Here is a 14,132-nt window from a genome sequence, read left to right on the forward strand (position 1 = left end):
ACCGCCCCGGTTCCCTGTTCAGGAAGATGCGGGCGGGATGAGCGCGGCGTGTGCAGCCGCAACCAACTGTGCCGGCATCGGCCCGGCGGCGACCCGCACCTGCCCGAAGCCTGCGGCGCGCGCCTGTGCGGCCAGCCGCTCGCTGGCGGCCACCACGGTGGCCGCGCGCAGCGGTGCCTGCAGATCGTCGGGCAACTGCGCCAGCAACAGCGCCAGGGCCTCGCCGCTGCTCAGCGCCAGCACCCAGGGCATGGCCGCACGGCGCAGGCGCTGCAGGGTGCGCGGGGCCAGCGGCAGCGGCTGGCGCGCATAGACGTTGGCGCGCAGCAGTTGGGCACCACGTTGCTCAAGGGTCTGCGCGATCACCCCGCGGCCGCCGGGGGCGGTGACCAGGCCCGCGCGCAGGCCGCGCAGGTCAGCCAATGCCGGCAACGCAAGCAGGCCCTCGCTGTCCATCCGTGCCGGTGCGGCGATGTCCTGCGCGCCCTGGCGGTGCAGCGCCGCCGCCGTGCCGGCGCCCACGGCAAGCCACTGCCCCGGGTGGGGTGCGGCCAGATCCACCAGGCGCGCGGCGGCCTCCACCGCGGCGGGACTGCTGAAGACCACCCGCTCGGCCGCCAGCGCGGCGGTGAGGTCGGCGTGGGCGGCAGTATCGCGCTGGGCCTGCAGCGCCCACGGCGACAGCGCGATGAGGTGGGCACCCGCCGCCTTCGCCGCACGCCGCAGCGGCGCATGCTGGCCGCGCGGGCGCAGCGAGATCAGGGTCCAGGGCGCGACTTTCGTTTCGGTGTTCATTGCGGGCATTATGCGAGCCCTTTGATGTGACGTGATCAGCCAGATGTCCGCAACCGATTCCCTGCCGGCGCAGTTGTCCGCGCTGCAGCATGTCCTGGATGCCATGCCGCCGGTGGCGGCCATGCAGATCCGGGTCCACGACTACCGCGATGGCGTCCTGCACATCCACGCTCCGCTGGCGGCCAACGTCAACGACAAGGGCAATGCCTTCGGTGGCAGCCTGGCCTCGGCCCTGACCCTGTCCGGGTGGGCGCTGGTGACCCTGCGCCTGCGCCTGGCCGGGTTCGATGCGGATGTCTACGTCGCCGACAGCCATATCCGCTACCTCGCCCCGGTCTATGGCGATCTGCACGCACAGGCCCAGGCCGATGCGGAAACCGACTGGGACAGCTTCCTGGCCACCTTCGCCCAGCGCGGCAAGGCCCGCATCAGCCTCACCGCCCGCCAGCCGGGCGAGGGCGACAAGGCCGCGGCGGAACTGAGCGGCCGTTTCGTGGCCTTCGCCAGGCGGTAGGATGGGCGCCTTGCCTATTGGGGAATTCGCATGCGCCGTACGCTTCAGATCCTGCTGATCGCCTTGTTCGCGCTGACCAGCGTGAGCGCACTGGCTGCCGAGCAGAAGACCACCAGGAAGCAGCGCAAGGAACTGGAGGAGACCCAGGTCAAGTACGACGCCACGATGCGCTGGGGCACCGTGGAGGACGCGCTGCCGTACCTGGATCCCGACTATGCCCGTGCCCACCCGATGACCGACCTGGAACTGCGCCGCTTCGAGCAGGTGAAGATCTCCAGCTATCGCGCCGGCGACAACGTGCCGCTGCCCGATGGCCGGGTCGGGCGCAACGCCGAGGTGCGGGTGATCAACAACAACACCCAGTCCGAGCGGACGGTACGGGTCCGGGAGATCTGGCGCTGGGACGCCGAGGGCAAGCGCTGGCTCCAGGCCAACGGCCTGCCGGACCTCTGGCAGGAACGCTGACCCCCGCCCGCACGGGGCTGGACGCCGATTCGCCCGCATGTGCGACAATCGGCGCCCGCTTATCGACCCGTGATCTTAGTGAATTACGAAGAGTTGCTGGCCTTTGCCGGCCGAAACCCGATGTTGTCGATGGCCCTGGTCGGCCTGACCGTGGCCATCATCGTGACCGAAGTCCGCCGCCTGTTCCGCGGCTTCAAGTCGCTCAAGCCGGCCGAACTGACCCAGCTGATGAATGCCGGTGGCGCCATCGTGGTCGATCTGTCTTCGAGCAGCGATTTCGAGAAGGGCCATATCGCGGGCAGCCGCAACGTGCAGCCGGCGCAGTTCGGTCCGGAGCACAAGCTGGTCGCCAAGGCCCAGCAGAGCCCGGTGGTGCTGGTGTGCCGCAGTGGCAATGCCTCCGAGACGGCCGCCAAGGCGCTCAAGAAGGCCGGTTTCACCCAGGTCAACGTGCTCGACGGTGGCATCCCGGCGTGGCAGCAGGCCGAGTTGCCGCTGGTCAAGGGCCGCAACTGATCCCCATCGGATTGCAGCGCACGCCTTGTACGCGGCGCACAGCGCCCCCATCGCAGGGCATGTAACAATCCGTTTTTACAGCATTCATTTTTGGAGCAACAGGAAATGTCCGAAGAGAACACCAACGGCGCTGTCGCGCCGGTCGACGCCGCAACCGGTCCCTCGTTTACCGTCGAGAAGATCTACGTCAAGGACGTTTCGTTCGAATCGCCGAACGCTCCGGCCGTCTTCAATGACGCCGTGCAGCCGGAACTGCAGCTCAACCTGAACCAGCGCGTGCAGCGCCTGGGCGAGAGCGCCTTCGAAGTCGTGCTGGCCGTGACCCTGACCTGCAAGGCCGGCGAGAAGACCGCCTACGTGGCCGAAGTGCAGCAGGCCGGCGTGTTCGGCCTGGTCGGCCTGGACCCGCAGTCGATCGACGTGCTGCTCGGCACCCAGTGCCCGAACATCCTGTTCCCGTACGTGCGTTCGCTGGTGAGCGAGCTGATCCAGGCCGGCGGCTTCCCGCCGTTCTTCCTGCAGCCGATCAACTTCGAAGGCCTGTACGCCGAAACCCTGCGCCAGCGCCAGGAACAGGGCGAAACCTCGCTCGCCGATTCCGAGCCGGCCGGCAACGCCTGATCGGCGCTGCAGTACGGATGAGCAACCACGCAGACAAAATCGCGGTTCTCGGCGCCGGCTCCTGGGGCACCGCCCTGGCGAGCCTGCTCGCGCGGCACGGTCATCCGACCGTGCTGTGGGGGCGCGATGCGGCGATGGTCGAGGCCATCGACCAGCGCCACGAGAACACCCGTTATCTGCCGGGCATTCCGCTGCCCGAGTCGCTGCGCGCGACCACCGATCTGGCTGCTGCCGTCAAGGACGCTGCCTGGATCCTGGTGGTGGTGCCCTCGCACGCCTTCGGTGAAACCGTGCGTGCGCTGGCACCGTTGCGGCCGGCCGATGCCGGCGTGGCCTGGGCGACGAAGGGCTTCGAGCCCGGCTCCGGTCGGTTCCTGCACGAAGTGGCACGTGAGGTCCTCGGGCCGGACGTGCCGCTGGCGGTGGTGACCGGTCCGTCGTTCGCCAAGGAGGTCACCCAGGGCCTGCCGACCGCGATCACCGTGCACGGTGACGCGCCGGACTTCGCCCAGCAGGTGGCCGATGCCATGCACGGTCCGGCGTTCCGCGCCTACACCGGCGATGACATGGTCGGTGCCGAGCTCGGCGGTGCGATGAAGAACGTGCTGGCCGTGGCCACCGGCGTCGCCGATGGCATGCAGCTGGGCCTCAACGCCCGTGCCGGCCTGATCACCCGTGGCCTCAACGAAATGCTGCGGCTGGCCGCGGCGATCGGTGCCAAGCCGGAGACCCTGATGGGGTTGGCCGGGCTGGGCGATCTGGTGCTGACCTGCACCGGCGATCTGTCACGCAACCGTCGCCTGGGCCTGGCCCTGGGTCGCGGCCAGACGTTGACCGATGCGGTCCGTGAGATCGGCCAGGTGGTGGAATCGGTGCAGACCGCCGATGAGGTGATGCGCCAGGCGCGGCGTCACGGCATCGACCTGCCCATCTCCGACCGCGTGCGCGCGGTGCTGCACGGTGAGCAGACGCCGGAAGAAGGATTGCGTGCGCTGTTGGCACGCGAGCAGAAGCCGGAGTATCCGGACACGCTGTTCAAGTGAGGCACGAAAAACCCCGGCAGACGCCGGGGTTTTTTTTGGTTCTTCTTCCATCCGCGTTGCAGGCACGAAGCGCGCTCTGAGTCCCTTCGGGCGCGGCGGTGGATGGGTCGGGCGCTGGGCCACGCCAGAACGAAACAACCCGGCACGTGGCCGGGTTGTTTCGTGGCGTACCGACGAGGGTGTCGCCATGCCAACCGCAAAAAAACCGCGACGGCCGTGCAGGTAGAGCCGACCGTTGGTCGGCTGCTGTAAAAGTGAAGCCCGGCGTGAGCCGGGCTTCATGGCGCAGGGGAGAGAGACCGCGCCATCCAACAACGTACCGCGGTGTTGCGTATCGCGTATTACCAGGTGAAGCGCGGACCGACGAACCATTCCTTGTCGCCGCCCTTGGCCAGCTTCACTTCGCCGGCCAGGCCCCAGTTCTGGTTGAGCTTGGCCTGGGCGCCGACGCGGCCGTAGAACTCGCCGTCCGGGTTGATGCCGTGCTTCTTGCTGTAATCCTCGTAACCGGCCATCACGTAGCCTTCGAAGTTCGGGGTGAACGCGCTGCGCACGCCGACTTCGGTCGAGTAGCCGTTGAAGTCCAGGCCGTGCTTCGGATCGAACTTCTGGTAGGCAACGCGGGCGACCAGATCGGTGGTCGGGGCGATGCCGTAGTTGTAGCCGACACCGACCTTCCACTGGTCCACATCGTTGCTGCCGCGCTTGGTTTCCTGCGCGTTGTAGTCACCGAAGATGTGGAAGTTCGGCGCCACGGCGACCGAGCCCTTCACCGCCCAACCATCAGCGTCGCCGCCCTTGGCATCGGTGTTCACGTAGCCGCCTTCAACATAGTTGTACGACAGACCGTCGGTTGCCGACGCAGCGAACGGCAGTGCAGCCAGCAGACCCAGAGCAAGCAGGGAAGTCTTCATTTTCGGGGACACCTTTGTATTTTTTGGTTTTGTCCGCCAGCAGAGGGGAGGGGAAATCGCTGCTGGCGACAGGTGTGAATTATCCGTTAGTCACCCCAATTAGCCCTGAATATCAAACTGAGCAGTACATAAATACAGGGGCATTCCAGGGAACTTTGCCGACGCGATCTGTAGCCATGACCCCATAGTTCGTGCGGATTGGACAAACTATGGGGGAGCGAGCCTGCACAGACTATGGGGGAGCGAACCCTAGCCTGAACGCGGGCTTGCTACTGCCCTAGGTTTGAGCAAGCTCCACATGGCTGGTCTGGCCGCTGCAGTGGTTTGCTCCATCGAGGCTCCTGATGAGTGGACGCGGCAGCTTCAATCATCGTTAGCAGCTTTCGTAGGCCACTTTGTCGCATAACGCGCTTTAGCGCGTCGCCGCGGTCGTCTTCTGCGCTTGGGTGGGCGACTTGCTTCGGACCGGCTATATGAGCGAACGACCAGTAGGACCACGATCACTACAGAAACCGGAAACGACAAGACGATGCCAGCAACGATGCTCATCTGAGCAAAGGTGCTCAAGTTCTCCATTTGCCTCTGCCTCAATGAGAGTGGTGCAGCCCAAATCAACGAAGGACCATGTTCGGTAGGCTTGGCAGGTGCCGAATTCATTTCGAGCAACCGCTACGCTAAAAAGGCGAGAGCAGGTAGCCTGGTCATTGCAAGGTATTCATTGCGAGTGACTGGAGACCGGACAACAGCTCCAGCCTCATAGCTCAGCCACTGACAATGTTACCGAAGGCAAAGGCGCACAACTGCGGGCGTTATAGCTACATCGTGAAGAAATAGCACACTCAACAGGTCAAACGCGCCACTTTTGCGGGCAGGGTGGCTGCATCGTCACTGAGTTCGTGGCGAAAATCGAACCATTACCAGTGAGCCTGTCGCTCTGACCAGTGATCCTCCCCGGCGGGCGGCGGGCGGCGGGCGGCGGGCGGGGATCCGCGAACCAGCTCAACTTGCACTTGATCTACGTCACTGTTCCTACTGAGCCAAATCTTGTGCACGTCGTCTCTTGGCCGAAAGCGGATATGCGGTCGTCGTGGGTGATTAGGGATCGTTATCATGGCTAGGGTGCTCACGATTCGTCTCTGAGTGGCGTGTAGGAGCTGGTTGGCACACCGGAAATCAGTAAACATACTGGCGAATAACCGGCAGTTGTGCGGATGCGCGTGGCGGGAGGCAAAAATAGACTCGATGTTCCCAAGTGGAGCTCGACATGTCATCTAAGCCGATGGGTATGGCAATAGGGACGGGGGATGTCCGGGGGCGCTCTCGAGAGGCGTTGCGGCTGACCGCGTTGGCATCCGCGTGCTTCATGAGCTACGCAACATTCGCGGCCCCGCCCCCGGACGATGGTTTGGAGCCTTTGCCGACGCTGTCGGGAACGACGCTGCTGACCGCACCGTCAGAGGGGGTTGGCTGTCAAGGCATCCAGACCACCCCCCGCGTGGTATCGCTGTGCGATGGAGCCGCTCACGAGCTACCCGATGCAACAATCCCCGGGACGACCTGGGACGTGGTCCGGGTGGGGTATGGCACCACGGCCACATTCAACGGTTACAACATCGTGGCCGAGATACCGACCGGCGGCGCGGGCTTCTTCAGCCCAATCACCGTGTTCAGTGGGCCAGATGGCGCCTATGCGGTCGCAACCGGCACGTTCACCAACACCACGATCTACATGGCACCCCAATCCCTGGCCAACGCCATCGCGACCACGGGGGGCGTGCTCAACCTGGGGGCGGGGACGGTAGTGGGCCTCAATCCCGCCAACACCTACTCGCCGACCATGACCCTCGCAGCGCTGACGGCGTTCGGAGGCGGTGTGGTCAACGCCAACGGCACGGTGGTCAACCTGCCCACCACGTTGGCCACCGCGTTCCAGATCACCAACTCCGGACCTGGGGGCGGTCTGCCGGGTCAAAGTGCTCTGGGCCAGATCAATGCGTCGAACATGACCGTCACGTTGGGCGATGGAATCGCTGGCACCGGCCGGACCCGTGGAGCGTTGGTCGGGGGCGAGGCCGAGTTGAACCTGACCGACAGCACGATTACCGCAGGCAGCTACTCGCTCGGCATCTACAACTACTTCGCCGGGTCCTACACAGGCGCCATCGCAGGCTCCCGATCAAATGTCCTCCGCAGCTCGATCACGCTCGGCAATGACAGCGTGGGGTGGTGGGGCAATGGCGCACTCGCACCGGCCCGCCTCACCGCCACCGACAGCCAGTTCAAGGTCGGCACCGGAAGCTGGGGCCTGTTCATGGCCACGGGCGCTGTCGGGCGCCTTACGAACACGACGGTTTCAGCGGGCGCGAACAGCTTTGGTGCCCTGATGCATGACGGCACCAGCCTGACCATCGATGGAACCAGTGCTATCACTGCGACCGGAGCAGGGTCTGTCGGCATTCGGAACGACTCTGGAGACGTCGTGTTTGGCCCGGGCACTCCGGACATCACGGGCGGTGATCTCGGCTTGAACGGCATCGCCGCAAGCACCTTCGAACTTCAGTCCGGGAGCACGCTTCGGGTAGGCGTCGGACAAAACGCGGCGACGGCCATCCAGTTGGATGCAAGCACGTTTACTGGTGCCGGGGGTTCGTCATTGGCCGTCTCGGCAAGTGGCTCAACGGGCACCGGCATCTCCCTCACCAATGCTGCTGTCTTCAACCATGCGGGCAGCATCGCCGTCTCCGGTCCCGGCACCGCTCTCTCGGCGAACGGCAGCGGCACGAGCGCAGTGCTGTCGGGTGGAGGGACTGCCAGCGGTGGTGGGGCGGGCGCCCCGGTAATCCAGGTCAGCGATGCAGCAACCCTGGACGCGACCAACGTGGTGGTGAACTCTGCGGCTACTGGTGCTGCCGTGCCTGCGCTGTTGCTCACGGGAGCAGATGCCTCAGTCCGGTTCGCCCGCGGGAGCCTGGGCAATGCCCAAGGCGGCACGGTGACCATAGACGGGACTGGGGCGTTGGTTGATCTAAGCGATACCCAGGTAGGTGGCAGTGGGCAATGGCTGGACGTGGGCCCCGCTGCCGGCGGCTCCGCGGCGGCCGATGGCATCCTGACCATCGCCCGCTCCACGCTGACAGGCTCCGCTCAGACTGCCCTTGGCAGCACGTCCTCAGTCACGCTCATCGACAGCACGTGGTTCCTCACCGGCTCGTCGGTGCTGACCGACCTGGTCAACGACCCCAGCGTGATCGATTTCGCTCCCCCTGTCGGCTCACCCACATTGGCCAGCAGCTACAAGACGCTTACCGTGAACCGCTATGCCGGCGATGGGACGCTGGCGATGAACGCTTGGCTCGCTGCCGATGACTCGCCCTCTGATCGCCTGGTCATCCTCGATGGCACAGGGACGGGGCCGGGCACCATCCAGGTGCGAAACACCGGCGGGGTAGGCGCGCTTACCGCCGCTGACGGCATCTTGTTGGTCCAAGCGATCAACGCGACCACAGCCGCTGACACATTCGCACTTTCGGCCCCGGTCGTGGCCGGGCCGTATGAGTATTTCCTTTACCGCGGAGGTGCCAGTGGCGTCGGCTCGGCCGACAACCAGAACAGCTGGTTCCTGCGGTCGACAATCGACTGCGCCGCCCCCGGTGCTCCGGTCCCGCCGTGCCCGGCACCGCCAGACCCTCCGCCCGTTCCGCCGCCGACACCCCCTATGCCACCGGTGCCACCGACGCCTGCATATCGGCAAGAGGTGTCGCTTGCCGCCGCCTTGCCGGTCATGTCCGCGCTGTATGGCCGGGCGCTGGTGGACACCCTGCACGAGCGCGTCGGTGACCAACACCTGCTGAGGCAGCGCACCGATCTGGACGAAGACCGGACCGGCTTGAATGGCGCATGGGTGAGAGTGCTGGCCCACGACGGCGAGCGGGACGGCGGGAACCAGGGAATCTACGGAAACCGTGGCCCGGGCTTCGATTACCGATTCCAAGCGCTTCAAATCGGGCTGGACTTCTACCGCTCCATCGACTCGGAGGGCAACCGTCAGCACGCAGGTGGCTACCTGGCCTACGGCAAGGGCAAGGGAGACGTTCGCCACAACATCCTGGATCATGACTTCCACGCCGGCAGCGACGAGTTCGATGCCCGCACGATCGGCGCCTACTGGACCGGGTTCAACGCCCGCGGCGGCTACTTGGATGCCGTGGCCCAATACACGTCATATGACCTGCGCGCGCGATCGACACGGTTGCCCGACACCTTCACCAACGGCAATGGCACGGTTCTTTCGTTGGAGGGCGGGTGGCCCTTCGCCCTGGGTTCGGGTGACACCGCGGAAGATCTGACCGGTTGGAGAATCGGACCCCAGGCGCAGGTGATCTGGCAGCGCGTGGACGTCGACGACCTGGTCGATGACATCGCGCGCGTACGCTACAGTGACGGCGATTCCACGGTGGGCAGGTTGGGCATCCGGCTCAACCGCATCGGCAGTGGCCAGGGCCGCAACGGCGGCGCCCGGGCCAGCGATGCGTGGCTTCGCCTGAACGCCTGGCACGAGTTCAACGGATCGCCCAGGACAGAGTTCTCCAGCGCGACAGGGTATGTGCCTTTTACGGCTGATCTCGGCGACAGCTGGGGCGAGGTCGGCCTGGGGGGTACGTGGCAGGTAAGTGATACCGGCTACCTGTTCGCGGACGTGGATTACACGTGGAGCTTCAACGGCGCTGAGACATCTTGGAACAGCAAGGTGGGCATGCGTTGGAACTGGTGACGAAGACGGAGAGCGCATGTCGGGAGTTTGCAGCGCCGCTACCAAGCCCGCGTCGTGTTTGCCGTGGACATCAGGCGGCTCTGGACTTACAGCGATCGTCGCCTGAGGATGTCATACAAGAAGCAGTACCTCACCGCACTGCGCCTCGATGAAAACACCGGCTTTGATCGCACTTTTCTTCTCCATCTGCTTCAGCCTCGCCGGATCCATCGCCCCTTCGCATAAAAGCGCATGTTTATGTGATTGCCGAGATGACCCGCCGCACGTCCCGACTCTCACTCATCTGGCGGCTCCCCGCAGTGACGCAGGGATTAGCAATTGCCCCGCTGTGCAAAAGCGGGCGCTCTAGCTGCTACTTATGAGCGGCGGGGCCTGAGAGCCTGATCGACACGAAGGCCCCAACTTGGGGGCCTTCGTGTCTCAGCGGAAGCCTTCCACGCTTGGGTCGGCGGTGCGCCAAGTACCGACAAGGCTACGGGCAGTCTACTCAACAGCTAGGACACCCAGAGAGCCCCCAAGTCGCTGGGACGGTAGCAGAACACAACGGAGCGACGTCGGTTACTCGGGGAAAACAAGAGTGACCGAAAAGCGCCCTGTCCATCGACTGGCGTACTGCGGACGGTCCACGTTGTAGAACCCGCCTATGCCCAGGCTTACCGGGGTGTGCCCGAAGCGCAGAACCTTGGAAACGGTGGCGCCTAATGGAACGGTCCACGCATCGCCACTGGCGGCTTTCCAGTTGTAATTGGTCTCCGATGTGAAACTGAGCGACCAGCCATCGGGCAGGTTACGGGTAACGAAGGGCTGCACGCTGGTACTGCTGACATCGTCGCGGTCACTATCGCCACCAATCGACCAGATGTGGTTGGCCAGTGCGCCTACCGTCCACGATTTGGTCTTGTGGACGACGATAAACGCTGGTCCCAGTGAGTACTTTCCGGTGCCCAGACTGTTGTGTGAGGCAGTATCGAGCAACGCGGCGGCACCAAAACCGAACTCTGTGCCACCCGCCTCGGCGGCGGTCTTGGGGATGTAATATCCCTGCACGAACAAATCGCCGGTGCCGTGTTTGTCTTCGGGGAACTGGTTCCAGCTCAGCGGCAGTATAGGCCGTAGGATGAATTTGCCGTTCTCCCCAACGAAGGGTATCACTGGCTGGATCTTCAGCTGCTGGTTGTGAAAGTCCCCTCCCGGGCCCACCGAGCCCAGGTAGTTGTACTGGAAGGGTACGGAGATCAATGCCGCGCCGGGATCTGCTAGCTTGCGGGCGATGTCGTCGCTGGACGCTCCTACATCAGGAGCTGCACTCTGCGCGGCAGCTTCGGCGGCTAGGAGCACACAGCCGAGGACCATCAGCTTTGCTATGACGGTCATGAGAGGGTCTCCTGATTGGTGATGGCATAAGAAAGCTCGAGCGCCATAGAATCCGATCCTGGCAATGCTGGAGGGGTAGTTCTGCTATGCTCGCCTCGCTGCAGATGAGCGCAATTACTGCTTGGTGCCGTCCGGCGTCTTGATCACTTCGGGTGTGGTCCAGCGGCCGTCCAGCAACTCCGGCTTGGGACGGTAGTAGCGCATGAACATCACGAACGGTCCCTTGGGCGCGGGCAACCAATTGGCCTGCCTCTCCTTGCCGGGCGAATCCGCCTGGATGTAGATCGTCAGCCCACCGTCAGGATCCTTCTTCAATCCAGCCAGCATCGGCGAGTTGATCAGATAGCGGTTGATCGGATTCTTGACCAGCAGCTGCTGCGGCAGTCCGTACATGGTGACCGACCAGAAGGCATCCACGGGCGGCAGCTGGTCCTTGGCGAAGCGCAGGGTGTAGGCGCCTTTGCTGCCGTCCAGGGGCTGGCCTTCGGAATCCTTGTCCAGGATGGGGTACATCGCCTCTTCGCGGGAGTTCGCACCGATGCCCACCTGGGTCCCGGTCGCACGGGCGACGTAGTCATTTTTCAGGAAGTCCCGGCTACCGAACAGGGCATCGGTCCTGCCGCCCAGCGAGGCGCGCTTGTCATCGATCTGCTTCTGCCCTTCGGCCATGCCCTCCTTGAGCGCGGCCTGCATCGGCGGCGGCAGGCGGTTCGCATCAAAGGGCTTGCCCGGCTCGATACCCAGCGTGGCAAAGCGCTCGCGCAGGGCCGCCTCGCTTGGATGCGGCGGCTGCGCGAACTGCAGCAGGAACGCCAGCTGGTTGAAGAACTCCAGCGACGTCCGATCCTGCGCCGGCGGCGTGGGCGTGATCCATGCGATGGCGGGCGCCGGCGGCGGCGCTGGTGTCCCGGCGAAGGCTGACAACGGCTGCACCTTGTAGCCGGCCTGGATCTTCTTCACGTTCTCCAGGTCTGCTGCGTTGAAGAGCTGGGTGCGGCCAACCACGCTGACCAGGTCGGTCTCCGAGCGGATCACCTTGGTGATGCCCTTGGGCGCTTCCCCCTTCCAGCCCGGCCCGACGATCAGGAAGCTGCCGCCGTCATTGCCAGTCGTGCGGCTGCCGATGTAGTCGAAATTGAAGGTGTAAAGATCCATCAGCTGGAAGACGAAGTATCGATCCTTCGCCATCCTGGGCACGGTGATCACCACCGGCTCTGCCCGCAGATCCAGCATGGCAAAGGAGTAGGGGGTGTCCGAATTCGGCGTCACGAAGGCAGTGTCGTCCGGAGTGAACACGCGGGCGATGTTCAGGATGGCGTTGAACGGCCCCTTGTACTGCGGGTTGGAGGTGTTGACGTTGAACGCATAGACGGTCTTGTACGTGTCCACCATCGGGACACCGTAGACGTAGGCCTCGCGCGCGATGGTCCTGGCCTCTTCCAGCGCAGCAGTGTCTGCCGATGCAGCGGGAGCAGCAGGGGATGCGGCAGGGGCGTGACCTGCCGCGGCGTCGCGGTCCTTCTCATTGCCGGACGATCGCTCGCCGCAGGCGCTGAGCATCATGCCGCTGGCCAGGGCAAGCAGCATCCCGATTCCCGTAGCCGATCGAATTCGATGGTGGTACATGCATCTCTCCTTGAATCAGGGGGTCGGGGTCGGCACCGGCTGCAGGGGAGGCAGGTTCCACTTGCCTTCGATGGCGGCGCGGCTCGGGCCGTAAACACGCCCAACAGCACTGTAAGGACCGGCCGGCGCGGGAAGCCAGTTGCTCTCCTTTTCCTTCCCAGGCGAGACGTGGGCGACGTAGAGGGTCAGTCCGCCATCGGGGTCATATTTGAGCCCGGGGGTCCGGTCGCCGATGGAATACCGCTTCAGTTCATTGGCGTAGAGGAACCGGTCCGGCAAGGTATACAGCGTGACCGACCAGAAGAACTTCGCAGGCGGGATGGCATCCTTGCTGAAGTGGATCACCGAAGGAGTATTGCCGTCGCCTACATACCCGCCATACCACGCTTCCTCGATGGAGTTCCCATATAGTCCCTTCTCGGCGGCAATGGAACGGGTGAGGTAGTCGTCCTTCAGAACCGCGCGCGATCCAAACAGTCCGTTGGACGATAGCGTTGCCTTGGCCTTCTCGGCCATTGCGGCTTTCGCATCGGCTACGCCGGCATCGATCGCCGACAAGCGAGCCTGACTCAGGGACTTGGCGTCGAACGGTCGTCCTGGGCCGATCCCGATTTTCGCGAAACGCTCCATAAGGCCTGCTTCGCTCGGATTCGTCGGTTGTGTGAACTGCAGCAGGAAATTCAGATAGGCGATGAAATCGTGGGAATGGACCTTATCGGCGTCATAAGCGGGGAACTGAATCTCTGGCGGCGCCGAAGGGGCCTGCGTCTTCAGGTAGCTGCTCAAGGGCTGCAGCTTCATCCCTTCCTGGATCTTCTTGACGTTGCCGATGTCGTCGGGTCCGTTCAAGGCGGTGCGTGTGAGCGTCAATACTAGCGAGGTCTCCGAAGGAAAAACCTGCTTGATGCCAGCAGGCGTATCGCCCTGCCAGCCGGGCCCGGCGATCAGGTAGCTGGCGGCGCCGTTGCCGGTGGCGCGCGACCCGATGTAGGCAAAGTTGTAGGTGAACAGATCTACCCACTGCTGAACGTAGTAACGTCCTTCGGGCACCTTGGGCACCGTGACGACCCAAGGTTCAGCCCGCAAATCCAGCCAGGCCCAGGAATAGGGCGTGTCATTATTGGGCGTAACGACATCGTGGTTATCCGGCGTGTAGAGCTGCGAATAGTGCCTGAATTTGCCGAAGCCGCCGATGTATTCGGGCGCATCAGGCGAGGCCACTTGCTTGTAGAGCGTGTTGTAGTTCTCGAGCATCGCAAACGCATAGATGTAGGCATCTTTCGCGATCACGCGCGCCTCTGCCTCGTCCTGTTCGTCTGCCGCGGCCGATCGTGTATCTGGAGCCGTCGTCGGTTCCACTCGATTGGGCTGGCTCTCAGGCCGCTGGCATGCTGGAAGAAACAGGACTGACATCAGCAAGAGGGACGAACCACGAGGCATTGGGCGCATGGAAATGGGCTCGAGTAGGCGGGGTATGGTGATGAAAATTGTTG

11 protein-coding genes are annotated in these 14,132 nt (G+C 64.0%); 6 read left to right on the top strand and 5 right to left on the bottom strand.

Going from position 1 to position 14,132, the window contains the following annotated elements; genetic code table 11:
• Positions 1-18 precede the first annotated feature (18 nt).
• A complete protein-coding gene (locus ABE472_RS02670; RefSeq protein WP_102788811.1) occupies positions 19-795 on the bottom strand; it encodes a uroporphyrinogen-III synthase in 777 nt (258 codons plus the stop codon).
• 43 nt (positions 796-838) lie between these two features.
• Here ABE472_RS02670 and ABE472_RS02675 point away from each other — a divergent pair, with 43 nt between their 5' ends.
• The 5 genes from ABE472_RS02675 to ABE472_RS02695 all read left to right on the top strand — a co-directional run bounded on the left by ABE472_RS02675 (position 839) and on the right by ABE472_RS02695 (position 3,954).
• The gene (locus ABE472_RS02675; RefSeq protein WP_026070058.1) at positions 839-1,309 is read left to right on the top strand and encodes a YiiD C-terminal domain-containing protein; all 471 of its coding nucleotides are present in this window, start codon (positions 839-841) and stop codon (positions 1,307-1,309) included.
• A gap of 30 nt (positions 1,310-1,339) precedes the next feature.
• Positions 1,340-1,774 carry a hypothetical protein gene (locus ABE472_RS02680; protein WP_121044462.1) on the top strand — a complete coding sequence of 145 codons (435 nt, stop codon included), beginning with the start codon at positions 1,340-1,342 and terminating at the stop codon, positions 1,772-1,774.
• Between the two features lie 78 nt (positions 1,775-1,852).
• Positions 1,853-2,290, top strand: coding sequence for a rhodanese-like domain-containing protein (locus ABE472_RS02685; protein WP_121044459.1), 438 nt, complete (start codon positions 1,853-1,855; stop codon positions 2,288-2,290).
• 105 nt (positions 2,291-2,395) lie between these two features.
• Positions 2,396-2,911, top strand: coding sequence for a protein-export chaperone SecB (gene secB, locus ABE472_RS02690; RefSeq protein WP_019184891.1), 516 nt, complete (start codon positions 2,396-2,398; stop codon positions 2,909-2,911).
• A gap of 17 nt (positions 2,912-2,928) precedes the next feature.
• Positions 2,929-3,954, top strand: a complete 1,026-nt coding sequence (locus tag ABE472_RS02695; protein ID WP_121044455.1) for an NAD(P)H-dependent glycerol-3-phosphate dehydrogenase — start codon at positions 2,929-2,931, stop codon at positions 3,952-3,954.
• 341 nt (positions 3,955-4,295) lie between these two features.
• Here ABE472_RS02695 and ABE472_RS02700 read toward each other — a convergent pair whose 3' ends face one another.
• A complete protein-coding gene (locus tag ABE472_RS02700; RefSeq protein ID WP_313212642.1) occupies positions 4,296-4,868 on the bottom strand; it encodes an Ax21 family protein in 573 nt (190 codons plus the stop codon).
• A 1,264-nt stretch (positions 4,869-6,132) separates the two neighbouring features.
• On the opposite strand from ABE472_RS02700, the gene ABE472_RS02705 reads away from it, so the two are divergent.
• Entirely contained in the window at positions 6,133-9,639 is a 3,507-nt protein-coding gene (locus ABE472_RS02705) for an autotransporter outer membrane beta-barrel domain-containing protein (RefSeq protein ID WP_346465370.1), read from the top strand.
• 558 nt (positions 9,640-10,197) lie between these two features.
• Here the strand turns inward: ABE472_RS02705 and ABE472_RS02710 are convergent.
• The 3 genes from ABE472_RS02710 to ABE472_RS02720 form a co-directional block, all read right to left on the bottom strand.
• Positions 10,198-11,013, bottom strand: a complete 816-nt coding sequence (locus ABE472_RS02710; protein WP_346465372.1) for a hypothetical protein — start codon at positions 11,011-11,013, stop codon at positions 10,198-10,200.
• A 114-nt stretch (positions 11,014-11,127) separates the two neighbouring features.
• Positions 11,128-12,600: a DUF1254 domain-containing protein gene (locus tag ABE472_RS02715; protein WP_346465373.1), complete on the bottom strand. Its 1,473-nt coding sequence runs from the start codon at positions 12,598-12,600 to the stop codon at positions 11,128-11,130.
• A 54-nt stretch (positions 12,601-12,654) separates the two neighbouring features.
• Positions 12,655-13,998 (bottom strand): DUF1254 domain-containing protein, encoded by a 1,344-nt coding sequence (locus ABE472_RS02720; protein WP_346465375.1) that lies wholly within the window; start codon positions 13,996-13,998, stop codon positions 12,655-12,657.
• Between the last annotated feature and the right edge of the window lie 134 nt (positions 13,999-14,132).

This window comes from Stenotrophomonas sp. TWI809 (assembly GCF_039673205.1).
Classification (GTDB): Bacteria; Pseudomonadota; Gammaproteobacteria; order Xanthomonadales; family Xanthomonadaceae; genus Stenotrophomonas.